The sequence below is a fragment of the Pseudoflavonifractor sp. HNCC25GI2 genome (genome assembly GCF_058136395.1).
The window spans coordinates 90,085-113,315 of sequence record NZ_JBYUOW010000003.1 but is presented as its reverse complement, the minus strand read 5'-3'; the positions used below and the strand labels follow the sequence as shown (position 1 = coordinate 113,315).

Annotated in this window: 26 protein-coding genes; 7 read left to right on the top strand and 19 right to left on the bottom strand. The window is 60.8% G+C overall.

Annotated features, from left to right (window positions below):
• Nucleotides 1-41: 41 nt before the first annotated feature.
• From argJ to AC3YUO_RS05410, 18 genes are all read right to left on the bottom strand, one after another.
• A complete protein-coding gene (gene argJ / locus AC3YUO_RS05495) occupies nt 42-1,268 on the bottom strand; it encodes a bifunctional ornithine acetyltransferase/N-acetylglutamate synthase (RefSeq protein WP_489962029.1) in 1,227 nt (408 codons plus the stop codon).
• A gap of 30 nt (nt 1,269-1,298) precedes the next feature.
• On the bottom strand, nt 1,299-2,240 hold the full coding sequence (argC, locus tag AC3YUO_RS05490; RefSeq protein WP_489962028.1) for an N-acetyl-gamma-glutamyl-phosphate reductase: 942 nt from the start codon (nt 2,238-2,240) through the stop codon (nt 1,299-1,301).
• Between the two features lie 114 nt (nt 2,241-2,354).
• Complete coding sequence (argH, locus tag AC3YUO_RS05485) at nt 2,355-3,734, bottom strand: argininosuccinate lyase (RefSeq protein ID WP_489962027.1); 1,380 nt, start codon at nt 3,732-3,734, stop codon at nt 2,355-2,357.
• A 98-nt stretch (nt 3,735-3,832) separates the two neighbouring features.
• Entirely contained in the window at nt 3,833-5,050 is a 1,218-nt protein-coding gene (locus AC3YUO_RS05480; protein WP_489962026.1) for an argininosuccinate synthase, read from the bottom strand.
• Nucleotides 5,051-5,356: 306 nt separating this feature from the next.
• Nucleotides 5,357-5,992 (bottom strand): type I phosphoribosyltransferase, encoded by a 636-nt coding sequence (locus tag AC3YUO_RS05475; protein WP_489962025.1) that lies wholly within the window; start codon nt 5,990-5,992, stop codon nt 5,357-5,359.
• Between the two features lie 216 nt (nt 5,993-6,208).
• Complete coding sequence (locus AC3YUO_RS05470; protein ID WP_489962024.1) at nt 6,209-6,730, bottom strand: DUF4358 domain-containing protein; 522 nt, start codon at nt 6,728-6,730, stop codon at nt 6,209-6,211.
• A gap of 204 nt (nt 6,731-6,934) precedes the next feature.
• Nucleotides 6,935-8,584, bottom strand: coding sequence for a sensor histidine kinase (locus tag AC3YUO_RS05465; protein WP_489962023.1), 1,650 nt, complete (start codon nt 8,582-8,584; stop codon nt 6,935-6,937).
• A 29-nt stretch (nt 8,585-8,613) separates the two neighbouring features.
• On the bottom strand, nt 8,614-9,294 hold the full coding sequence (locus AC3YUO_RS05460; RefSeq protein WP_489962022.1) for a response regulator transcription factor: 681 nt from the start codon (nt 9,292-9,294) through the stop codon (nt 8,614-8,616).
• A 54-nt stretch (nt 9,295-9,348) separates the two neighbouring features.
• Nucleotides 9,349-9,993, bottom strand: a complete 645-nt coding sequence (gene phoU / locus AC3YUO_RS05455; protein ID WP_489962021.1) for a phosphate signaling complex protein PhoU — start codon at nt 9,991-9,993, stop codon at nt 9,349-9,351.
• Between the two features lie 2 nt (nt 9,994-9,995).
• The gene (gene pstB / locus AC3YUO_RS05450; protein ID WP_489962020.1) at nt 9,996-10,754 is read right to left on the bottom strand and encodes a phosphate ABC transporter ATP-binding protein PstB; all 759 of its coding nucleotides are present in this window, start codon (nt 10,752-10,754) and stop codon (nt 9,996-9,998) included.
• 39 nt (nt 10,755-10,793) lie between these two features.
• Complete coding sequence (gene pstA, locus AC3YUO_RS05445) at nt 10,794-11,702, bottom strand: phosphate ABC transporter permease PstA (RefSeq protein WP_489962019.1); 909 nt, start codon at nt 11,700-11,702, stop codon at nt 10,794-10,796.
• A 23-nt stretch (nt 11,703-11,725) separates the two neighbouring features.
• Nucleotides 11,726-12,568: a phosphate ABC transporter permease subunit PstC gene (gene pstC, locus AC3YUO_RS05440; RefSeq protein ID WP_489962229.1), complete on the bottom strand. Its 843-nt coding sequence runs from the start codon at nt 12,566-12,568 to the stop codon at nt 11,726-11,728.
• Between the two features lie 149 nt (nt 12,569-12,717).
• Nucleotides 12,718-13,605, bottom strand: a complete 888-nt coding sequence (locus AC3YUO_RS05435) for a phosphate ABC transporter substrate-binding protein (RefSeq protein WP_489962018.1) — start codon at nt 13,603-13,605, stop codon at nt 12,718-12,720.
• 187 nt (nt 13,606-13,792) lie between these two features.
• Nucleotides 13,793-13,999, bottom strand: coding sequence for a DUF378 domain-containing protein (locus tag AC3YUO_RS05430; RefSeq protein ID WP_489962228.1), 207 nt, complete (start codon nt 13,997-13,999; stop codon nt 13,793-13,795).
• A gap of 105 nt (nt 14,000-14,104) precedes the next feature.
• Nucleotides 14,105-14,782: a hypothetical protein gene (locus AC3YUO_RS05425; protein ID WP_489962017.1), complete on the bottom strand. Its 678-nt coding sequence runs from the start codon at nt 14,780-14,782 to the stop codon at nt 14,105-14,107.
• A complete protein-coding gene (locus AC3YUO_RS05420; protein ID WP_489962016.1) occupies nt 14,757-15,272 on the bottom strand; it encodes an RNA polymerase sigma factor in 516 nt (171 codons plus the stop codon). The genes AC3YUO_RS05425 and AC3YUO_RS05420 overlap by 26 nt, the downstream gene beginning before the upstream one ends.
• A 153-nt stretch (nt 15,273-15,425) precedes the next feature.
• Nucleotides 15,426-15,824 carry a cytidine deaminase gene (gene cdd / locus AC3YUO_RS05415; RefSeq protein WP_489962015.1) on the bottom strand — a complete coding sequence of 133 codons (399 nt, stop codon included), beginning with the start codon at nt 15,822-15,824 and terminating at the stop codon, nt 15,426-15,428.
• Between the two features lie 15 nt (nt 15,825-15,839).
• Nucleotides 15,840-16,460: a pentapeptide repeat-containing protein gene (locus tag AC3YUO_RS05410; protein ID WP_489962014.1), complete on the bottom strand. Its 621-nt coding sequence runs from the start codon at nt 16,458-16,460 to the stop codon at nt 15,840-15,842.
• A 287-nt stretch (nt 16,461-16,747) separates the two neighbouring features.
• Between AC3YUO_RS05410 and thiM the strand changes: the two genes are divergently transcribed.
• The 4 genes from thiM to AC3YUO_RS05390 all read left to right on the top strand — a co-directional run bounded on the left by thiM (nt 16,748) and on the right by AC3YUO_RS05390 (nt 19,753).
• Nucleotides 16,748-17,569 carry a hydroxyethylthiazole kinase gene (thiM, locus tag AC3YUO_RS05405; protein ID WP_489962013.1) on the top strand — a complete coding sequence of 274 codons (822 nt, stop codon included), beginning with the start codon at nt 16,748-16,750 and terminating at the stop codon, nt 17,567-17,569.
• Nucleotides 17,556-18,197 carry a thiamine phosphate synthase gene (thiE, locus tag AC3YUO_RS05400; RefSeq protein WP_489962012.1) on the top strand — a complete coding sequence of 214 codons (642 nt, stop codon included), beginning with the start codon at nt 17,556-17,558 and terminating at the stop codon, nt 18,195-18,197. Before thiM ends, thiE begins: the two co-directional genes overlap by 14 nt.
• A gap of 90 nt (nt 18,198-18,287) precedes the next feature.
• Nucleotides 18,288-19,085, top strand: a complete 798-nt coding sequence (thiD, locus tag AC3YUO_RS05395) for a bifunctional hydroxymethylpyrimidine kinase/phosphomethylpyrimidine kinase (protein ID WP_489962011.1) — start codon at nt 18,288-18,290, stop codon at nt 19,083-19,085.
• Entirely contained in the window at nt 19,082-19,753 is a 672-nt protein-coding gene (locus tag AC3YUO_RS05390; RefSeq protein WP_489962010.1) for a TenA family protein, read from the top strand. The genes thiD and AC3YUO_RS05390 overlap by 4 nt, the downstream gene beginning before the upstream one ends.
• Before the next feature lie 259 nt (nt 19,754-20,012).
• Here the strand turns inward: AC3YUO_RS05390 and AC3YUO_RS05385 are convergent, their stop codons facing one another.
• On the bottom strand, nt 20,013-20,198 hold the full coding sequence (locus tag AC3YUO_RS05385) for a hypothetical protein (protein ID WP_118641120.1): 186 nt from the start codon (nt 20,196-20,198) through the stop codon (nt 20,013-20,015).
• A gap of 170 nt (nt 20,199-20,368) precedes the next feature.
• On the opposite strand from AC3YUO_RS05385, the gene AC3YUO_RS05380 reads away from it, so the two are divergent.
• From AC3YUO_RS05380 to AC3YUO_RS05370, 3 genes are read left to right on the top strand one after another with little or no spacing between them, the layout of a single operon-like run.
• A complete protein-coding gene (locus tag AC3YUO_RS05380) occupies nt 20,369-21,646 on the top strand; it encodes a dihydroorotase (protein WP_489962009.1) in 1,278 nt (425 codons plus the stop codon).
• Nucleotides 21,647-21,677: 31 nt separating this feature from the next.
• Nucleotides 21,678-22,601, top strand: a complete 924-nt coding sequence (pyrF, locus tag AC3YUO_RS05375) for an orotidine-5'-phosphate decarboxylase (RefSeq protein ID WP_118641116.1) — start codon at nt 21,678-21,680, stop codon at nt 22,599-22,601.
• A 32-nt stretch (nt 22,602-22,633) separates the two neighbouring features.
• Entirely contained in the window at nt 22,634-23,200 is a 567-nt protein-coding gene (locus tag AC3YUO_RS05370; RefSeq protein ID WP_489962008.1) for a hypothetical protein, read from the top strand.
• The last annotated feature ends 31 nt before the right edge of the window (nt 23,201-23,231 follow it).

Genomic DNA, 23,231 nt, shown 5'->3' with positions numbered 1-23,231 from the left:
TGAGGTCCGAGTTTCCCTCCCCGCTCTCCACTCTGAAAGCATCAGGTGCGGTAATCGCCGTTGATCTTTACGTAGTCATAGGTAAGGTCGCAGCCCCAGCACTCGGCGCTCTCCTCGCCCTCGTGGAGATCCACCGCAATGATGACTTCCTTCTGGGAAAGGATCTCCTTGGCCTTATCCTCGTCAAAGGGCAGGCCGTCGCCCTGCTTGCAGACCATGATCTCGCCGGCACAGGACTGGAAGGACACATCCACGTGCTCGGGACGGAAGGGAGCCTTGGAGTAGCCCATGGCGCACAGCACCCGGCCCCAGTTGGCGTCGGCGCCGAACATGGCCGCCTTCACCAGGGAGGAGCCCACCACAGCCTTAGCGAGCCGCTCGGCGCTCTCCTCGCTGCGGGCGCCAGTCATGATACAGGTAACCAGCTTGCTGGCGCCCTCGCCGTCACCGGCAATGCCCCGGGCCAGATAGCGGCAGACGTACATCAGCGCATCCCGGAAGGCCTCATAGTCCTCGTCCTTCCACTCCACCAGGGTGTTGCCAGCCATACCGTTGGCCAGCACCACGCACATGTCGTTGGTGGAGGTGTCTCCGTCTACAGTCACCCGGTTGAAGGTCTTGGTAACCACCTCGTGAAGGGCATCCCCCAGCATCTCATGAGTGATGGCGCAGTCGGTGGTGATAAAGGCCAGCATGGTGCCCATGTTGGGGTGAATCATGCCGGAGCCCTTGGCGATGGCGCCCAGCTTGACCTCCTTGCCGCCCACAGTAAAGGAGAGGGCAATCTCCTTCTTCACCGTGTCGGTGGTCATGATGGCCTTGGCGGCGGCATCAGAGCCCTGGATATTCAGCTCGGCGGCCACCTTGGGCATACCCGCCTCGATGGCGGCAATGTTGATGGTATGGCCGATGACGCCGGTGGAGGCCACTACAAAGTCCTCGGGCTCCCGGCCGGTGGCGGCTGCGGCAGCCTCGGTCATCTTCTGGGCGTTTTCATGGCTCTGAGGGCAGCAGGCGTTGGCGTTGCCGCTGTTGGCCACGATGCCCCAGGCCACGCCGTTCTCCAAGTGGTCCATGGTGACATAGATGGGGGCCGCCTTCACCCGGTTCAGGGTATAGACCGCGGCGGCGGTACACTCCTTCTGGGAGAGAATCAGAGCCAGATCGTCTTTTTCCGGGCTGCTGCCCGCCTTGACGCCGCAGTGGACGGCGGCGGCGGTAAAGCCCTGGGCGGCACACACGCCGCCGGTAATTTCCTTCATCGTCATGATATCCTGACGCTCCTTTTATAAATGGGATTACAGGGTAAGACCGGTGGCCTCCGGGAAGCCCAGCATAATGTTCATGTTCTGAACTGCAGCACCGGAAGCGCCCTTGCCCAGATTATCAAACTGGGCAGTCAGCATGGTCTGGTCCCCATGACCGGACACGGTGATCTCCAGCACGTCCCGGCCCGCCAGGGCGTTGGCCGCCAGACGGGGGGCGTTTCCGCCGAAGGGGGCGATGGTGATCATGCTCTGACCCTCGTAGTAGGAGGTGAGCAGCTCCCAGATGTCCTGGGCAGAGGGGTTCCCCTTCAGCAGACGGTTCTGGAGCAGAATGGAGGTGGCCATGCCCTTGTAAATGTCGCCCAGAATGGGGGCAAACACAGGGGGATAGCTGAGTCCGGCCAGCTTCTGCATCTCAGGCAGGTGCTTGTGCTGAAGGCCGGTGGCATAGATGCTGGGGGCGTCCAGCAGGACGCTGCGGTCGGGCGCCTCATACTCGGCAATCATCTTTTTCCCGCCTCCGGAGTAGCCCGTGAGGGAGAAACAGGTGAGGGGATAGTCCGGGGGCAGCACCCCCAGCTTCACCAGCGGAGCCGCCGTGGACAAAAAGCCCGTGGCGTGGCAGCCGGGATTGGCTACCCGATTGGCAAACTTAATCCGCTGACGCTGGCCGGGCAGCAGCTCGGGAAAACCGTACACCCAGCCCTCCGCCGTGCGGTGGGCGGTGGAGGCATCGATCACCCGCGTCCCGGGATTCTCGATCATGGACACCGCCTCCACAGCGGCGGCGTCGGGCAGGCACAGGAAAACCAGATCCGCGGCGTTGAGGAATTTCTTCCGCTCCTCCGGGTCCTTGCGCTTGTCCTCATCGATGAGCAGAAGTTCAATGTCCTCCCGCTCCCCCAGCCGCTGATAAATCTGCAGGCCGGTGGTGCCTTCCTTGCCATCAATATATACCTTGGGTTTCTTCACAACATCCACCTGGTTTCTTTGTCATCTGGACGGTCCGGCTCCGAACCCGCCGGAGGGACTGCCTTACTCCTATTATGAAGCGGTATGGCCCAACTTGCAACGGTTTTCTTCCCGTTATGCCCGGGCCTGCACAAACTCCTCGATGAGCGCAATCTGCTTTTCCACGCTCTCCTTGGCCGGGCCGCCATAAACTTTTCTTTCATTGACGCAGGTCTTCAGCGCCAGGGCCTCGTACACGTCCTCATCAAAGAGGGAGGAAATGGCCCGGAAGTCCTTCAGGGTCAGGGTATCCAGGGTGTCCCCGGACTTGATGCACATATTGACCAGACGGCCTACGATCATATAGGCCTCCCGGAAGGGCAGGCCCTTCTTGGTCAGGTAGTCGGCGCAGTCGGTGGCGTTGATGAAGCCGCCGGCGGCCGCCTTGGCCATGTTCTTGGGCCGCACCGTCAGGGTGTCCACCATGGCGCTGAACACGGGCAGGCACAGCTCCACCGTATCGATGGCATCAAAGATGGCCTCCTTGTCCTCCTGCATGTCCTTGTTGTAGGCCAGGGGCAGGGACTTCATGATGGTGAGCAGGGTGACCAGAGAGCCGTACACCCGTCCGGTCTTGCCCCGGACCAGCTCGGCCACGTCGGGGTTCTTCTTCTGGGGCATGATGGAGGAGCCGGTGGAGTAGGCGTCATCCAGATCCACATACTTAAACTCCCAGGAGCACCACAGCACGATCTCCTCAGAGAACCGGGACAGGTGCATCATGAGGATGGACAGGGCGGACAGCAGCTCGATGGCGTAGTCCCGGTCGGAGACGGAGTCCATGGAGTTGTCCGTGGGCTTCTTGAAGCCCAGCGCCTGGGCAGTGGCAAAGCGGTCCACGGGATAGGTGGAGGTGGCCAGGGCGCCGGCGCCCAGGGGGCACTCGTCCAGCCGCTCCAGGCAGTCCTCCAGCCGGGTCACGTCCCGCTTGAACATGTTGGCGTAGGCCATCATATAGTGGGCGAAGGTGGTAGGCTGGGCCCGCTGCAGGTGGGTGTAGCCGGGCATCACGGTGTCCAGGTTGCCCTTGGCTTTCTTGATAAGCACCTTCTCCAGCTCCAGCACCTGGCCGATGATGGTGGGAATCTCCTCCCGCACATACATACGGGTGTCCAGCGCCACCTGGTCGTTCCGGGACCGGGCGGTATGCAGCCGCTTGCCCGCATCGCCGATGCGCTGAGTGAGCAGCGCCTCGATGTTCATGTGGATGTCCTCGTTGTCCAGGGAGAACTCCACCTTGTCGGCCTCAATGTCGGCCAGGATGGCCTTCAGACCCTCAATGATCTTCTCGGCCTCGTGCTGCTCAATGATCCCCTGCTGGCCCAGCATGGTGGCATGGGCGATGGATCCGGTGATGTCCTGCTTGTAAAGCCGGGCGTCGAAGCCAATGGAAGAGTTAAAATCGTTTACTAAGGTATCGGTTTCCTTCTGAAACCGGCCGGCCCAAAGTTTCATAGCTGCTACCTCACGTTCTGTCAGAATAAAGAGGAACGAATTTAAGAGCGGAGAGTGAAGATATGGAGCTATCTTCACTCTCCGGATGATACGTTACATTACTTCAGCTTTCCCTGCTCCCGCAGCGCCTGAACGGTGTCGGGCAGGCCCCAGAGGTTGATGAAGCCGGTGGCGTCATCCTGGTTGTAATCGCTCTCCTCGAAGGTAACCAGATTCTCGGAATACAGGGTGTCGGGAGAGGTGACGGAAGAGGTGATCATGTTGCCCTTGTAGAGCTTCAGCTTCACGGTACCGGTGACGTGCTTCTGGGTGTCCACGGCGAAGGCGGTGAGAGCCTCCCGCAGGGGGGTGAACCACTTGCCGTTATACACCAGGTCGGCGAAGTCCACGGCCAGCTTCTGCTTCATGTGCTTGGTGTCCTTGTCCAGGGTGATCATCTCCAGCACCTCGTGGGCCCGGTAGAGGATGGTGCCGCCGGGAGTCTCGTAGACGCCCCGGTCCTTCATGCCAACCAGCCGGTTCTCCACAATGTCCAGAAGGCCGATGCCGTTGGCGCCGCCCAGCTCGTTGAGCTTGCGGATGATGTCGCTGGCCTTCATCTTCTCGCCGTCGATGGCCACGGGCCAGCCCTTCTCAAAGTCCAGGGTCACATAGGTGGCCTTGTCGGGAGCCATGGCGGGGGACACGCCCATCTCCAGGAAGCCGGGCTTGTCGTACTGGGGCTCGTTGGCGGGATCCTCCAGGTCCAGGCCCTCGTGGGAGAGGTGCCACAGGTTCTTATCCTTGGAGTAGTTGGTCTCCCGGGAAATCTTCAGGGGGACGTTGTGAGCCTCGGCGTAGTCAATCTCCTCGTCACGGCCCTTGATGTCCCACTCCCGCCAGGGAGCGATGATCTTCATCTCGGGGGCAAAGCGCTTGATGGCCAGCTCAAACCGGACCTGGTCGTTGCCCTTGCCGGTGCAGCCGTGGCAGATGGCGTCGGCACCCTCGGCCTTGGCAATCTCAACCAGCCGCTTCGCGATGATGGGCCGGGCGAAGGCGGTACCCAGCAGGTAATCCTCATACTTGGCGCCCATCATCATGGAGGGGATGATCACCTCATCCACCATCTCGTCGGTCAGGTCCTCCACATAGAGCTTGGAGGCGCCGGTCTTGATGGCCTTCTCCTCCAGGCCGTCCAGCTCAGTGCCCTGTCCCACGTCGCCGGAGACGGCGATGATCTCGGGGTTATTGTAGTTCTCCTTCAGCCAGGGGATGATGATGGATGTATCCAGACCGCCGGAATAGGCCAGTACAACTTTCTTAATCTCAGACATTGTTCCATTCCTCCATAAAACATTCATGCAAGGGCAAGGTTCAAAAGCCCGGTACGGAGCGTTTTTTCTCCGTCGGCTCCCCCCTGCCTGTCTTTCGAGCAACAGTCTACCACGGGAGTCACCAAATTGCAAGCTTCGTTTCGCATTATTATTCACTAATCTCCAATTTTTTTCCGTGTATTTTTCACAAAAATGAATATTTATTGTATATTCACCCGTTTTTATTCATTCGTTATTCAGTCTGCAGGCAGAAAAAAAAGGGGGGGGCGATCCGTCTGACACGGACCGCCCCCTTGAAAAAGTCGTTTACAGCAGGGAGAAGCCATAGCTGTTGGACAGGGCGTCAATTTTAATCCCCGCCGCACACATGGGGCACTCCTTAGGATCGTGGGTGGCATAGCCGGGAATATCCGCCGGAGAGAACAGGGCATACACCGGAATGCCCTCCACCTGCTCGGGAACCCGGAAAATGGCGGCAATCCCCTGGACCTTTCCCCCGTAATACTGCACGCACTCCACGGCCCGGCGGGCTGTCTTGCCCGAGTTCACCGTGGAAATCAGAATCAGCACCTGCTGATCCTCCACCATGGAGACCAGATTGTCCCGGAAAATCAGCTGCCCGTTGGAGTCGTACTCCGGGGTAATGACGTTGATGTTCTTGTCCTGGTTGACGGAGAACATCTCTTTTTTCGCCAGGTGGCGGGCCAGAAATGCTCCTATCACCTCACTGCCGTCCAGGCAGACGATGGTGTCCACCCCTTTGTCATAGGTGTAGGCCTGCGCCAGGGTCATGGCGGCCTCCCGGGCCATGGTGTGCTCATGCTTCATGCGGGTAATGTCAATGTAATGGCTGTTATGGGAGTGTCGGGTGGCAAAATGCCCGGAATAGGCGGAAACAATCAGTTTGGGGTTATAGGGATATTGAATTTGTTCCACGTTCATATCTGACCCTCCTTTTTTTCAGGAACGCACCTGTGGTTCTGCTTGGCCTTTGGGACACTGCTATCATATCATTTTTTGGTTTAAATTACAATAGAATCCCGTAAATCAGCTCTGTCTTTTATAAACTTTCTCCAATTTCTTGTCGGAAACAGCCGCAAAACAAAAAACAGCCGCCCGCAGGCGGCTGTTTTCACAGGGGGTATCGTCGGATTGGCCTTACGCCTCCAGAATGGAGGAGGAAATGCCGTCAAAAATGGTGTCCTGGCCCTCACACATGACCATCAGCACGGTTCCGTCCTCCAGCGTCTCCAGGCGGGCGTTCTTGGCCACCTCATACTGGTCTGCCAGATACGTCTCAAAGCTCTGCTGCTGGCGGTCAATATAGCCCTGAAGCGCCTCGGTCACCGCCTCCTCCTTGCCCTCGGCGGGCATAACAGCGGCAATGCCGTAGGCCTTCACGTTCATCATGCTGGTGCTGATGGCAAAGGCGGTCATATCCTCCTGGGTCAGGCCCATATTCTCAAGAGCCACGCTGCTGAGGGGGTTCTCCTCGCTGACCTCGGTGATCACCGGATTGTACTCCACCAGCTCGCCTCCGTTGGCGGTAAGGGCATCGGAGTAGAGCTGAGTCAGCTCCTCAGGGGTCTTATCAGAGGTCTTGGAGCCTCCGTTGGAACAGCCGGCCAGCACGGTCAGGGACAGGGCCAGCGTCAGGGCAAAAGCAAGAATCTTCTTCATGGAACAGGTTCTCCTTTTCAATTCACTTGATTTCGTCTCCCCTGTTTCAGGGGAGTTCGCTCTATTGGACGGTCCTCGGATAAAAATGTTCCCTGCTTTTTTCATTTTTAATCCTTTTCTTTTTGCACGCCCATTTTCCCTTTTTTGCATAAAAAGCGGACGTCCCAAAATTGGGACGTCCGCTTCCGCAGATAACAGATTCAATCAAGGGAAAATCAGGCGCACTGTGGTTCCCCGACCCGGGGTGCTCTCCAGCTCCACCTGAGCGTCGTGGAGCACGGCCCCGTGCTTGACAATGGACAGGCCCAGGCCGGTACCGCCGATCTCCTTGGAGTGACTCTTGTCCACCCGGTAAAACCGCTCAAATACCCGCTGCTGGTCCTGAACAGGGATGCCGATACCCGTATCGGTCACCTCTACCACGCCGCCCTTGCCCTTGGGCGAGACAGACACCGCCACGGTGCCGCCGGCATGATTGTACTTTACGGCGTTATCGCACAGGTTATACACCATTTCCTCCAGCACGGAGGAAATTCCCTGCACAGTGAAGGGAGCGCCCGCCACGGCCAGAGACACCCCCGCCTGCTTGGCCAGGGGATCAATGCGGCCAGCCACCTTTTTGGCCAGCTCCAGCATATCCGTGGGCTCCCGCTTCAGCTCGTCTCCGCCCTCGTCCAGACGGGAGAGGTGGATGATGTCCTCCACCAGGGCAATGAGCCGCTGGCTCTCCTTATAGATGTCGCCTGCAAAGCCGGCCACGTCCTCCGGCTTCACCATGCCGTTTTTCATAATTTCCGCCATACCGGAGATGGCAGTGAGGGGGGTCTTCAGCTCGTGGGAGACGTTGGCGGTAAATTCCCGGCGCATCTTCTCCCCCTGCTCCCGCTCGGTGATGTCCACCAGCACCAGTACGGCGCCGGCCACCTCCTTGCCCCGGAACACCGGGTCGGCCAGAATCTGGACGCACCGGCCCGACCGGTCCAGTCGTCCTTGGTTGCGGCAGCCGGCGAGCACCTGCTCCACGCTGTGGCGGAAGGCATCGGTCCGGTCCAGGGCCAGTACATTGGCCTCCGGCGCGGGAATGGCCGCGCCCAGCAGGCGCAGCGCCCCGGAGTTATAGGAGAGGATATGTCCCCTCTGGTCCAGCAGCACAAAGCCTTCGGACATATTTTCCGTCAGGGCGGCAAACTCCTCCTGCCGCTGGCGCAGCTGGTCCATCTGCCCCTTGATGGTGTCGTTCTGCCGCCGGATCCGGGTGAGGAAGGGGGCAAGCTCATCATAGGTATTGCACTCCTCCGGGTGCTCCAGATCCAGCTCCAGAATGGGCTTAATCATCCGCTTGGACAGGCGGTTTGCCAGAACGGCCGCCAGAATCAGTGTCACCACCAGAATGATGAGCAGCGGCTGGGCCATGGACAACAGCAGCACCACAATGGTGTACTGGGCGCTGGCCAACCGGATTACAGTTCCGTCGCTGAGCCGCCGCGCCACATAAAAGGTTTTTTCCGACAGGGTCTCCGAGTAGCGCACCGCGCTGCCCTGGCTGCCCCGCATGGCCTCCTGAATCTCCACCCGGTCGCCGTGGTTTTCCATGGTAGCCGGGTCGGCCTGGTTGTCATAGAGCACCGTTCCGTCGGTGTCCACCCAGGTGACGCGGTTGGTGAGGTTCAGATCCTCCAGGTAGTCCATGCCCATGGACTCCACTCCCCGGGCCACCAGCACGGCCTCCGACTCCAGTTCCTGGGTCAGCTGTGTGCCGAAGTACTGGTACAGCACACCCATAAACAAAGCCACGGACAGCAGGAACACCGAGAGCCCCACCACCATGGAATTGCGAAAAATTTTGGCTGTCATAGTTGGCTCCTTGTCATAGCACGGCGGGGTCAGGCCCCTTCTCCGTTGATTTTATAACCGATGCCCCGCACCGTCTCAATGCAGTTGCCCGAATCCCCCAGCTTCTGCCGCAGGGTCCGGATATGTACGTCCACCGTCCGGCTGGCCCCGTCAAACTCATAACCCCAGATGGTATTGAGCAGCTGGTCCCGGGTGAACACCGTCCCCTGCCGCTCCAGCAGCAGGCAGAGAAGCTGAAACTCCTTCAGCGTCAGAGTGACCTCCCGTTGGCCGTCCCGGACGATATGCCGGCCGGGATCCACATAGAGCTCTCCCACCCGGTAGGTGGTCTTCTCCTCCGCGTCCTGCCCGGCGTGGCGCAGGGCAGTACGGATGCGGGCCATCAGCTCCATCATCCCGAAGGGCTTTGCAATGTAGTCATCCGCTCCCTGGTCCAGGCCCAGCACCTTGTCATACTCCGTGCCCTTGGCCGTGAGCATAATGACCGGCAGCTTCCGGGTATTGGGATCGGCCCGCAGGCGTTTGAGAATCTGAAGGCCGTCCTCCTCAGGCAGCATGATGTCCAGCAGCAAAAGCTCCGGCTTCCGCTCCTCCAGAGCGCTCCAGAATCGGGAGGGGCGCTCGAAGCCCTCCGCCTCCATGCCCTGGCTGTTCAGGGTATAAACCACCAGCTTGCGAATACTGGCGTCGTCCTCCAGAATGTAAATCATCCGCCTCTCGGCCTCCTCTATGTCCCGCGGGCGGTACAGTCGCCCCGCCCGCGCTTATTCCACGCTCTTATGGGTCCCGGTCAGGGAGTACTCCACCCACTCGGCAATGTTCACCGCATGGTCGCCGATACGCTCAAAGTACTTGGCCACCATGAGCAAGTCCAGGCACACCGACCCGTTCTCTCCCGCGGCAATGAGGGTAATAAGCTCCTCCCGCACCTGGAGAAACAGGCGGTCCACCTGGTCGTCCTCCCGCAGCACATTGTGGGCCAGCTCCAGGTCTCCCCGGACAAAGGCGTCCACGCTGTCGGTCACCATACCGATGGCCGCGCGGGCCATCTCCGCCATGGGCACCGTCCGGCGCAGGCGGCTCTCCTCCATGTCCCGGGCAATCTCCGCAATGTCGCTGGCCTGGTCGCCGATGCGCTCCATGTCGGAGATCATCCGAAGGGCCGCAGACACCGCACGCAGGTCGCCGGCCACCGGCTGCTGGCGCAGCAGCAGCTTCATGCACTGGTTCTCAATGTCTCGCTCCTTGTGGTCGATCTCCTGCTCCAGCACCCGGGCACGCTCACCCAGCTGCAAATCCCGCTCCAAAAGCGCCTTGGTGGCCGCCGAAATGGCCTCCTCACACAAGGCGCCCATCTTGATGAGCTCCACGTTCAGCTGCTCAAGCTGCTCGTTGAAGGAATTTCTCATAATCAGCCAAACCTCCCGGTGATGTAGTCCTCGGTCCGCTTGTCCTGGGGCATGGAGAAGATCTGCTCGGTGCCGCCGAACTCCACCAGCTCACCCAGCAGGAAGAAGGCGGTATTGTCCGAAATACGGGCGGCCTGCTGCATGTTATGGGTCACCATGATGATAGTATAATCATTTTTCAGCTCCGCCGCAAGGTCCTCGATTTTGGAGGTGGAGATGGGGTCCAGCGCGGAGGTGGCCTCGTCCATGAGCAGCACATCCGGCTTCACGGCCAGGGCGCGGGCGATGCACAGACGCTGCTGCTGGCCGCCGGACAGGCCCAGAGCCGACTTCTTCAGCCGGTCCTTCACCTCGTTCCAGATGGCCGCCCCCCGCAGGGACTCCTCTACAATCTCATCCAGCTTCACCTTGTTGCGGATGCCGTGGGTACGGGGGCCGTAGGCCACGTTGTCGTAGATGGACATAGGGAAGGGATTGGGCTTCTGGAACACCATGCCGATGCGCTTGCGCAGGTCGGTGACGTCCTGCTCCGGGGCGTAGATCTCCTGGCCGCGGTAGGTGAGCGAGCCGGTGATCTTGACCCCGGGAATGAGGTCGTTCATCCGGTTGATGGTGCGCAGGAAGGTGGACTTGCCGCAGCCGGAGGGCCCGACCAAAGCGGTAATCTTGCGCTCGGGAATGTCAATCATCACGTTTTTCAGGGCGTGGTTTTCCCCGTAGTACAGGTTCAGGTCCCGGGCGGAGAGAATAATGTCTTCCATGTCTGATGATGGCTCCTTTATTTCAATGAACTCGGCCGTTTATTTCTGTCTGAGCTTCTTGCCCACCACTTTGGCCGCAAGGTTGATAAGGAAGGTCAGCGCCAGCAGCACCACAGCTACCGCGAAAGCCGGGTCCATCATGGCCCGCTCCTTGGCGAAGACGTACAGCTGCACGGTCAGGGTGGCGCCCGAGCTGTGGGCGAACTTGTCCAGGCTGGCAAAGAAGTTGTTCATGGTGCTGTCCATGCCGCCCACGTACAGCAGCACCGCCGACTCACCCACAATACGGCCCACGGCCAGAATGCAGCCGGTGACAATACCGTCGATGGATCCGGGCAGCACAATGGTGCGGATCATGTGCCACTTGCCGCTGCCCAGGCCCAGAGCGCCTTCCCGGTAGCCCTGGGGCACCGTCTTCAGGGACTCCTGGGTGGTACGGATGATGGTGGGCAGGTTCATCATGGCCAGCGTCAGCGAGGCGGCCAGCAGGGAGTAGCCCAGACCCAGGGTGTTGCTGAAGGCCAGGTAGCCCACCAGGGCATACAGAATGGAGGGGATGCCCGACAGGGTCTCGGTGGCAAACTCAATGGCGTTGACCAGCCGGTGGTTGGTGGCATACTCCGTCAAATAGACGGCGGCTCCCACACCCAGAGGCAAGGCAATCACCAAGGTGACCACCACCACGTAAAGGGTGTTCTGGACGGCGGGCAAAATGCCCATGGTCCCCTTCAGCAGGGACTCCTGGGTGGTAAGGAACTCCCAGGACAGGTTGGGCAGGCCCCGGTAGAGGATGTATCCGATGAGAAACAGCAGCAGCGCGCAGGTCAGGCCTGCACACAGCCAAACCAGAGCCCGCAGGCCCCGGTCATAGACCTTCCGGCCTGTGGAAAGTCCGGTTCCCCAGCTCTTTTCCTGGGGCGCTTCGGCCGTTACGGCAGTCTGTGACATAATATCTGCTCCTTCCATCCCGCTCACTCCTTCTCCCGCTTGAGAATCACGTTGAGCCCCACATTGATCATCATAATAAAGACGAACAGTACAAGGCCGATGGAGAACAGAGCCATTTTATGCAGGCTTCCGTCCGCCGCGTAGGACATCTCGCTGGCCACGGCGGTGGTAAGAAATTTCACGCTCTTGAACAGTCCGGGCATGTTGGGGGCGTTGCCGGCCACCATCATGATGGCCATGGCCTCGCCGATGGCGCGGCCCACACCCAGCACCACGGCGGCGGCAATGCCGCTCTTGGCCGCAGGGGCAGTGACCCGGAAATAGGTCTCGATCTCGGTGGCGCCCAGAGCCAGGCTGGCCTCCTCATATTCCCGGGGGACCGCCCGCAGGGCTGTCTCCGACACGGAGATAATGGAGGGAAGAATCATCACCGCCAGCACCAGGATGGCCGCCAGTAGGGTATCGCCTGCCCGCAGGTCGAAGGCCTCCCGGATGGCGGGCAGCAGCACCGCCATGCCCACCATGCCGTAGACCACGGAGGGAATGCCCGCCAGCAGGTCCACGGCGGGACGGATGGCCGAGGCCACCTTGGGGGGCGCCACCTTGGCCAGGAACACCGCCGTCAGAAAGCCGACGGGTACGCCGATGATAATGGCGCCTGCGGTGCCGTAGATAGAGGTGAGAATGAAGGGCAAAATTCCGTACTGGGGATTGGTCTTATTGTCCGAGTCCCAGGTGGTTCCAAACAGGAAGTCCACCAAGCCCACCTCCCGAATGGCCGGGAGGCCGGAGATGACCAGATATACGGTAATAACCAACACGAAGGCCACGGCGACGAAGCCGCAAAGGAAGAACAGCCCGTGCATTCCGGCCTCCAGAGGATTGATTTTTTGGGTGCGCTTCACTGTGAAACCGCCTTTCCTAACATTGAATCCACATCGCATTTGTCTGTTTACAAACCAAAACACGCGACCAACGGACGCGTGTTTTGGTCTTGGTTCTCAGGCTGTCTGAGTTACTGGACAGGGGGCACCGCACCGGCCTGGGCGATGAGGTCAGCCACATCGGCGCTCATAGCGAACTCCAGGAAGGCCTGGGCAACCTCGCTGAGCTCGGTGCCGTCCTTGGTAATCATGATGAAGGGGCGCTGGATGGCGTAGCTGCCGTCCTGCACGGTGGCCTCGGTGCACTCCACACCGCCCACCTTCACGGCCTTGACAGTGTCGCCCACAGCGGACAGAGAGGCATAGCCGATGGCAGCGGGGTTGGAAGCTACGTTGCCGATGACGTCACCGGTGGAAGAATACTCGTTGAGGTACTTGGCAGCGTCCACGATGCCCAGAATCTCCTCGAAGGCGCCGCGGGTGCCGGAACCAGCCTCACGGCCGTAGACGGCAATCTCCATGTCCTCGCCGCCCAGTTCCTTCCAGTTGGTGATTTCACCCTTGAAAATCTGGGCAATCTGCTCCACGGTCAGGTCCTGAACGCCGTTCTCGGGGTTGACCACAACGGCCACACCGTCCAGAGCCACAACGTGGGCCACAGCGCCCTGCTCCTCTTCCTCGGGCTTCAGCTCACGGGAAGCCAGGCCCAGGTCGGCAGTGCCGTCAATGGCGGAGGTCACACCGGCGCCGGAACCGGAACCGTTGTACTTCACCTCAACGTCGGGGTTGAGCTCCTTGAAGGCCTCACCCAGAATCTTCATCACGCTCTCCATGGAGGTGGAGCCGTTGGTGTTCACCACACCGCTGAGGGTGGTCTCGGTGTTGCTGGAGGAGGTGGCGTTGTTGCTGCCGGTGCTGCTCTGGTCAGCAGTGGTATCGCCGGTATTGCTGCTGCCGCAGCCAGCCAGCAGAGAGAGAGCCATCACAATGGACAGGCCCAGACAAGTCAGTTTTTTCATTTTAAGTACTCCTTTTTGTTCGTTTTGTTCCTTCTGGATTACGGTGCTCAGTATAAAAAGCAAATGTAAAATACAAAACAACTGCTCTGTTAAGTCTTTGTAAAATCGAACAGAATGTAAAAAAATCAAACAGGAGCCCAAAGCTTCCGCTTCAGACTCCTGTTTTGTAAGGTTGGATTTCCCCTTATCAGCCGCGCTCCCCCGCCGCGCCCTTGTTGCGAAACAGCAGGGAGATACACCACACAGCAGACAGGCCAACCAGTGTATAAATTACACGGCTGACCATGCTGCCCGACCCGCCGCAGGCGAAGGCCACCAGGTCAAACTGAAACAGACCTACGCTGCCCCAGTTCAGGCCGCCTATAATCAGCAGGGTCAGGGCAATTTTGTCCATAACCACGTCAGATTACCTCCTCGGATTGAAATCCAAGGCTAGTTTTCTCCCTCTGGCGTCAAAGTATGCAGACAGGGATTTTTTTCTTTTTCAATCGGCTGCGGCTCAGTCGGACACGGTTTTGTCCAGAGCCACGCAGCCGGACGAATCGGTAACCGTAATGGCGGCAGAGATGTTTTCCTCTCCCTCTCCCACATTTACTTCCCAGTCCTCAGGCATTCCCTCAACGGCCCCGCCGACGCCCAGGCTGTCCTCGCCGCTTTTCGCGCTGTAAGAGAGCACTTCCTCTCCGTCCTCGTACATGGACACCTCCATGGTCCAGTCCTCGGCGCCGCTGCCCTTCACCGTCACAGTGAGCTTGGTCCCCTCCTTGGTAGCCTTCTCATACACATAGCTTCCGTCCTGAGCCAGCGCATCAGTGATGTCCGTCTGCTCCTCGTCAATCACCAATACCGCCCGGCCCTCCTGGTTCTCCACCTGAATTTTGGGCAGGGACAGCACGGTCATCTGCTCGCCATCGGTGGTGGTCATCTCCTGGCGGAACTCGTCCACCCGCACCACTGTGGCAATCTGGACAAATATATCCTGCACCGCCTGGGGGTTGGCGGCGCTGACGCCCACGGCCATCATGGCCACCGCGGCGGCAGCCACCAGAATGGTACGCACCGGTCTGTGACGCTTCTTAGGGGGATTGGTCTTTGTCATGGTCAAAATCTCCTCAATTTTTTCCTCGGGAGCCCGAAGCTCCCGGCACACTTCATGGTACAATCTGCGGTCGAACATACCCAGGTTCCTCCTTTTCTTCCTCTTCCGTCAGCTCCCGGCGCAGCCGCTTCCGGGCCCGGAGCAGCCAGGTCTGCACCGTGGATGGATTGGCACCCAGGGCTGCCGCTACCTCCGCCACGGTACATCCCTCATAGTAATAGAGATATACGGTCAGACGGTACTTTGTCTCCAGCCCCATGACCGCCCGGAACAGCTCCGTTTTCTCCCGGTCCTCCGGCGCGGGACCGTCCCGCCACTCCTCCAGCGGGACTGAGGTCCGCCGCCAGAAGGATCGCAGCACCTTCCGGCTCTCGTTCACCGCCACCCGCAAGATCCAGTGCTTCAGGTGCTCCTCACTTTCAAAGTCCCGGCCGCTCTCCAGCAGCCGCAGCATCACCGTCTGCATCACATCCTCCGCATCTGCGGGGTTCTTCAGGGCATGGAGTGCCACCCGGTACACAGTATCTCCGTAGGTACGCACCGCGTGGCCAAATGCCTCCTCCGTCAAGACCGCCCACCTCCTTTCGGGTTTTCTCTTGAAAGGCCTTTCACTAAGAATATCCATGAGCGGGGTGAAAAATCTCACTCCATTTTCTTTTTTTCGCAAAAAACCGGTCGCCCGGAGGCGGCCGGTTTCAGCGGTATGCGTTTGGATGGACCGTTACCCCTGCAAGGACGCCGGGCCAAAGCCGTGGGGCAGCAGCTCCCGGAGGGAAACACACTGAAACTGTCCATCCCCCCGGGCGGCCAGCACCCGCAGGCTGGGTGCAAATTCGTAGAGCATCTGCCGGCAGGACCCGCAGGGCCAGCAGTAGTCCTCTCCCTGTCCGGCGATAGCGATGGTCTGCCAGTCCTCCCGGTGTCCCTCGCTGATGGCCTTCAGGAGGGCGGTGCGCTCGGCGCAGATGGTGGAGCCGTAGGCGGCATTCTCCACGTTGCAGCCGGTAAACACCGTTCCGTCGGCGCACAGCAGGGCCGCCCCCACCGGGAAGTGGGAGTAGGGCACGTAGGAAAATTTGTGCATGGCAAAGGCCCGCTCCACCAGCTCACGATCGGTCATGGAAATTCCTCCTTTTTATTCCAGCACGTTGATCCCCAGAATCCGGGCCACCACCGGGGCCTGATGGGGCGCGATGGTCGCCCCCTTCAGCTCGGCACAGCTCTGGGAGAGCACAATCTGATCCAGGGTACACCGGGACAGGTCCAGACCGCCCAGCTGGGCCCGAAAGAGCTCCGCCCCGGTCAGGTCCACCTTATTAAGCTCTGCACGGTGAAACTGGACCTCGGACAGCACCGCCTCCCGCAGGTCACAGCCCTCCAGGCGGCTGCGCTCCCAGCGGCTCTGGGCAAAATTGGCGTATCGGAACCGTCCCTCCCGCCAGACGCTCCCCTTCACCCGGCTGCCCCGGAAGTCACAGCCCTCCCCTTTGCAGCCCTCCAGCCGGGTATCCAGCCAGAAGCTCTTGGCAAAGGAGCACCCTTCAAAGGAGCAGTTCTCCAGCCGGCAGCGGTACAGGCTGAGCTTGGTACAGTCACAGTTTACCAGTCGGCAGCCGATGAGAGAGACCTCTCGAAGCTCCAGCTCCCACAGGTCCGCCCCCTCCAGCAGGGCTCCCTGGAACCTGCCCCCTGCAATCTCGCCCTCGTCCTCTCTGGCCCGGGCAATCTGCCCCGCCAGGTCCCGCTCCTGCTCCATCCCTGTGCCCCCTCTGTCTTACTGCCTCTAGCATACCCTATGGGGAAAAAACTTGCAATCTCCTTTTGCGGGGATTATAATACTGCCAGTCCGTGCCAAAGCGCGGAGACAACAAGGGAGCTCGCAGACGGGCTGAGAGGAAGCTGAGCGCTTCGACCTGTGACCTGATTTGGATAATGCCAACGCAGGGAGATAGCCGCATGATGGTATCGCCGCCGGGGGTCGTCCGAAATCAGGACGGGCTCCGGCGGTTTCATTTTGATCATTTCTCATAAGGAGGCAGGCTCATGCTGGGTTCCTGTCTGGAGGCGGTGCGTCAGCGCGCGCCCCTCATTCACTGCATCACAAATTACGTCACCGCCAACGACGTGGCTAATCTGCTGCTGGCCTGCGGTGCCCGGCCTATTATGGCCGACGACCCGGAGGAGGTCGCGGAGATCACCGCCGGCTGCCAGGGGCTGACCCTCAACCTGGGCACCCTGAGCCGGCGGACCATCCCCTCCATGCACGCCGCCGGGGCGGAGGCCGCCCGGCTGGGCCATCCGGTGGTGCTGGACCCGGTGGGGGTGGGCGGCAGCAGCCTGCGCCGGGAGACCGCAAAAAGCCTTCTCCAGAGTGTCCTCTTTGCCGCCGTTCGGGGCAACAGCTCGGAGATCAAGGCCCTGCTGGAGCAGGCCCCCGCCTTCAGCGGGGTGGATGTCTCCCCCGCCGACCGGGTGGATGGAGACCATCTGGCCCTGGGGGTGGCCTTTGCAAAGGAGGCCGCACGGCGTCTTCGAACCATTGTGGCCATCACCGGGGAAATTGACCTCGTGTCCGACGGAAAGCGCTGCTTCGTCCTCCGGGGCGGACGGCCGGAGATGGGCAAGATTACCGGCACCGGCTGTCAGCTGTCTGCCCTGGTGTGTGCCTATCTGGCTGCCAATCCGGAGCGTCCCCTGGAGGCGGTGGCCGCCGCAGTGGCCGCCATGGACACCGCCGGAGAGCTGGCCTGGACCCGGATGGAGCCCTGGGACGGCAACTTTGCCTATCGGGGAAAAATTCTGGACACCATTTACCATTTGAATGGAGACACTCTGGATCGGAGGAGCGACTATGAAATTCAATGAACAGCAGCTTCGGCTGTACGCCGTCACCGACAGCAGCCGCCTGCCCGGCGTGAGCCTGGCTCAGCAGGTGGAGGGCGTTCTGAAGGGCGGGGCCACCATGGTACAGCTGCGGGAAAAGCACCTGAGCCGGGAGCAGTTCCGGGCGGAGGCCCTGGAGATCAAGGCCATCTGCCAACGTTACGGCGTTCCTTTCCTGATTAATGACGATGTGGACCTGGCTCTGGAGGTGGACGCCGACGGCGTCCACGTGGGCCAGGAGGACATGGAGGCCGGACGGGCCCGGCAGCGGCTGGGACCGGACAAGATCATCGGGGTCTCCGCCCACAATGTGGCCGAAGCCCTGCAGGCCCAGGCGGCGGGCGCGGACTACCTGGGGGCTGGAGCGGTGTTCCCCACTGGAACCAAGGGAAATGTGACCGCCCTGGCCTACGAGACCTTGCGGGACATCTGCCAGAGCGTGGACATCCCGGTAGTGGCCATCGGCGGCATCGGGCCGGACAACCTCCCTACCCTGGCGGGCAGCGACATCCGGGGCGTGGCGGTGGTCTCCGCCCTCTTCGCCCAGCCCGACCCGGAGGGGGCCGCCCGGCGGCTGCGGGCCCTGGCGGAAGAGCTGGTCTCCCCCTGAACCTTTCGGAACCCCCGCGGCAGATTGGGGGCACCACCTTCTGTCGCGTTACAAAACTTCAATGCGTTTACTGAGAAAGGAGTACATACCATGAAAACAGCATTGACGATCGCTGGAAGTGACTCCAGCGGAGGCGCCGGCATCCAGGCAGACATCAAGACCATGACCGCAAACGGCGTCTACGCCATGAGCGCCATCACGGCCCTCACTGCCCAGAACACCACCGGCGTCTACGGCATTCTGGAATCCACCCCCGAGTTTCTGGCCAACCAGCTGGACTGCATCTTCACCGACATCCGGCCGGACGCGGTCAAGACGGGGATGGTCTCCTCCTCCGCCCTCATCGAGGTCATTGCGGACAAGCTCAAAGAGTACAAGGCAGAAAACATCGTGGTGGACCCGGTGATGGTGGCCACCAGTGGCTCCCGCCTCATCTCCCAGGAGGCGGTGGACCCCCTGAAGGAGCGGCTGCTCCCTCTGGCCACCGTCCTCACCCCCAACATTCCCGAGGCCCAGGTGCTGTCTGGACTGGACATCGCCTCCCCCGCCGACATGGAGCGGGCCGCCCGGGCCATCGGCGAGCGCTACGGCTGCGCCGTTTTGTGCAAGGGCGGACACAGTCTCAATGACGCCAACGACCTTCTGTGGCACAACGGCACCGCCCGCTGGTTCCGGGGCAAGCACATTGACAACCCCAACACCCACGGCACCGGCTGCACCCTGTCCTCCGCCATCGCCTCCAACCTGGCAAAAGGCTATACGTTGGAGGAGTCGGTGGAGCGGGCCAAGGACTACCTCTCCGGCGCTCTGGGCTCCATGCTGAACCTGGGCGCGGGCAGCGGCCCCCTGGACCACCTCTTTGATTTGAAGGGGGACTTTGTGTCATGAGCACCTTTCTGGACACCTGCATTGAGGACAGCCTGCCCATCTGGCAGGACTGCCTGGAAACTGAATTTCTCCGCCGCCTGTCCGACGGCACCCTGCCGGAGGATTGCTTCAAGGGCTACATTGTGGACGACAGCCTCTACCTGCGAGAGTACGCCAAGGTCTTTGCCTGGGGCATGCTCCACTCCACGGACATGGAGGAAATTCGGGCCTACCACTCCCTGCTCTCCTTCCTGAAGGAGAGCGAGGACGCTACCCGGCTGGTGTATCTGGCCCGCTGGGGACTGACCGACCAGACCATCCAGCCCCTACCCCTGCGCCCGGAAAACCGGGCCTATGTGGACTACATGATTGCTGCCGCTCGGGACGGCCAGGGCGCTCCCGAGTGCATGATGGCCTGTCTGCCCTGCATGCTCAGCTACGGCTGGATTTTCCAGAAAATTGCCCAAAACTCCCCTCAGGTGCGGGATTCTCTCTTCTGGCCCCTGGTGCGGGACTACGCGGATCCCTCCTACAAGGAGGTATGCGACCACTGGGTGGACTTTGCCAACCAGGTCTGCGCGGGGCTCACCCCGGAGCGGGCCGCCCGATGCCGGGAAATCTTCCGGCAGAGTTCCCTCCACGAGCTGCGCTTCTGGGAGATGAGCGCCCAGCCCCGAAACGACGTATAATTACAAAAAGCAAAATTTTTGCAGGTTTAAAAGCCCTCGGCAGAGTTTCGCCGCCGCTGGCGGCGAAATAAATTGAAATCCGTTTTTTTCGACGACATGTGCGTCGAAAAAAACACTTCTCAGCCCGCAAACGTGCAAGCGAAGCGAGTGCGCTGCAGCGGGCTGAATCTCCTCAAAAAACGCTTGCGTTTTTTGAAGCGCGCCGAGCTCTCTCGGCGCGCTGAAAAAAGCCGGACGGAAATCCCGTCCGGCTTTTTTGTTACAGGTCCATTGCCTCAGTGAGGCTCTCCACCGCCTCGTTCACCCGCTTGGCCGCCTGGTGGGCCGCCCGCTTAATCTGCCGGTGAGAGGGGGCCATGGTCATGCCGATGGCCGCGCCGGCCACCATGCCGGCCGCCATACCCATGATAAATTTTCCGCCGCCGGAGCAGCAAGTTCCGTTCATCCGCGTTCAACTCCTTCCCGCGCAGCGCGCGTTTTCTGCGCGTTCCTTTGCGCTCCATTATTCTTCCCCGAATGGCGGAAAAATCCGTTGCTAAATCCTGTGTGTTCCGCTATAATTTATAGTTGGATATTCGTGTCAACCTGCGTTGAACATTTTGGAAGGAATTGCATATGAAATTACTCATTCAACACGGACGAGTCGTCCATCCCGTCACCGGTGCGGTGATGCTGCAGGACCTGTTGGTGGAAGATGGAAAAATTTCTCTGCTGGAGCGGGGACTTCCCCCCGAGGCAGACCAGATCATTGAAGCCACCGGGCTGGTGGTGTGTCCCGGTCTGGTGGATATGCACGTCCACCTGCGGGACCCCGGACTTACCTACAAGGAGGACATCCTCACCGGCTGCGCCGCTGCCGCCCGGGGCGGCATCACCTCTGTGGCCTGCATGGCCAACACCGACCCCACTGTGGACTGCCCGGAGCAGGTGGCCTATGTGCTGAACCGGGCCAAGGAGGCCTGCGGCGTGCAGGTCTACCCCATCGCCGCGCTGTCCGTCGGCCTTCGCGGGGAGGAGCTCACCGACGCGGAGGCTCTGAAAAAGGCCGGTGCGGTGGCCCTGTCCGACGACGGCAGCAATGTGGACAACGCCAACCTCATGCGGGACGCCATGATTCGGGCCCGGCGGCAGGAGCTGCCCATTTTGTGCCACTGTGAGGACACCTCCATGGTGGAGGGCCGGGCGGTGAACGAGGGCAGCGTGTCCCGCCAGCTGTGGCTGGAGGGCCGGCCCGCCATCGCCGAGGAGATTATGGTCATGCGGGACGCCATGCTGGCCGAGGAGACCGGCGCCCACGTCCACATCTGCCACGTGTCCACCGCCAAGAGCGTGGACATCATCCGGCGGATGAAGAAGCGGGGCGCCCCCATCACCTGCGAGACCTGCCCCCAGTACTTCACCCTCACCGAGGACGAGGTGCTCACCAAGGGCTCTCTGGCCCGGGTCAATCCTCCCCTGCGCACCGCCAAGGATGTGAAGGGGATTCTGGCTGGTCTGAAGGATGGCACCATTGACGTCATCGCCACTGACCACGCCCCCCACTCCGCCGAGGAGAAGGCCCGCTCCCTCACCCGGGCGCCCAGCGGTATGATCGGCCTGGAGACCTCCCTGGCCATCACCCTCACCGCCCTGTACCACACCAAGAAGATGGAGATGCCCGACATCATCCGGCGGATGACCACCAACCCCGCCGACATTCTCCACCTGCCCAAGGGCCGCATGTCCCTGGGCGTGGACGCCGACCTCACCATCTTTGACCCCGACGAGGAGTGGGTTATTGACCCGGAGCAGTTTGCCTCCAAGGCCCGAAACACCCCCTTCGCCGGAGCAAAGGTCAAGGGCCGGGTAAAATACACCATTGTAGGCGGCCGTATTATTTACAAGGACGCTTGATTCACAACAACAAAGAGAGAGGAAGAGTTTCATGTCTTTTGATGTACTGCAGGATAAAATCCGCGCCATGAAAAACCCCACGGTGGCCGGGCTGGACGCCCGCATCGAGTATGTCCCCGAGCACATCCGCAAGGCCGCCTTCGAGGAGTACGGCGTGGGGCTGAAGGGAGCCTGCGAGGCCATTTACCAGTTCAACGTGGGCCTCATTGACGCCCTGTGCGACATCGTCCCCGCCGTCAAGCCCCAGAGCGCCTATTATGAGAATCTGGGCTGGCAGGGCATGGAGATGCTGGAGCGCACCATCCGCTACGCCAAGGAGAAGGGCCTCTTCGTCATCGCCGACATCAAGCGGGGCGACATCGGCTCCACCGCCTCCGCCTACGCTGAGGGCTGGCTGTCCGGGGCCAAAATCGAGGGCGAGACCTTCAAGTCCTTCGACGTGGACTGCGTCACCCTCAACGGCTATATGGGCTCCGACTCCATCAACCCCTTCCTGGAGGCCGCCAAGGGAGAGGACAAGTGCGTGTTCGTACTGGTGAAGACCTCCAACCCCGGCTCCGGCGAGCTTCAGGACATCGTGGCCGGGGACCGGCTGGTGTATCAGGTGATGGGCGACCTCAACGAGCGCATTGCCAAGGGCACCGAGGGTAAGTACGGCTACACCATGGCCGGCGCCGTCACTGGGGCCACTTATCCCTCCGACATCCGGGCGCTCCGCAAGCGTCTGGAGCACACCTTCTTCCTGGTGCCCGGCTACGGCGCTCAGGGCGGCACCGCCGAGGACGTGCAGTACGCCTTTGACAAGTACGGCCACGGCGCCATTGTCAACTCCTCCCGGGGCATCATGTGCGCCTGGAAGAAGACCGGCGGAGACGGTCACGACTTCAAGGAAGCTGCCCGGAACGCCGCTATCGCCATGCGGGATGACATCAAGCAGTTTGTGACGGTGGTGTAATCCACCTGCACCTGTGCCAAGGAGGAAATGTTATGGCCAACTGCGTACTCTGCGGCAAGAAAGTCGGAATATTGGACCAGATTAAGCTGGACTTCCACGGCACAAAACAAATTGTGTGCAGCGACTGTGACCGGCAGCTGCAGCACGCCTCCCCCAAGGAGCGGGAGGCGCTGGGCAAGCAGATTCTGGACTCCCCCCATCTGCAGGAGCGGGAAATGGTTCATGCCAATGTAAATACGGGCAAGCTCTGCTCCGCCTGCGGCGCCACACTGGAGTGCAGGCTGCGGAATTTTTTCATCGGTCAGGATGGCTATGGAGGTCTCTCCTCTCTGGGACTGCCCAGCTATGAGGTGGACCTGTTCTCCTGTCCCCGCTGCGGCAAAATTGAGCTATATGACGCGCAGTTTTCCTCCCAGTTTATTCCCGAGGAGGAGCCGGAAGAGCCGGTCACATGCCCGGTCTGCGGCACCAAGCACAGTCCCAGGATTGGATGTCCCAGCTGCGCGGCACGCATGGCCGCCAGCGGGCAGCGCCCCAAGCCGCCCAAAACGGACTCCTCCCGGCCGGGCAGGTGGCGCAAGCCCCCCTGGGAAAAATAAGGTTCCGCCCGGCGCGGCGGATTCTGCATTA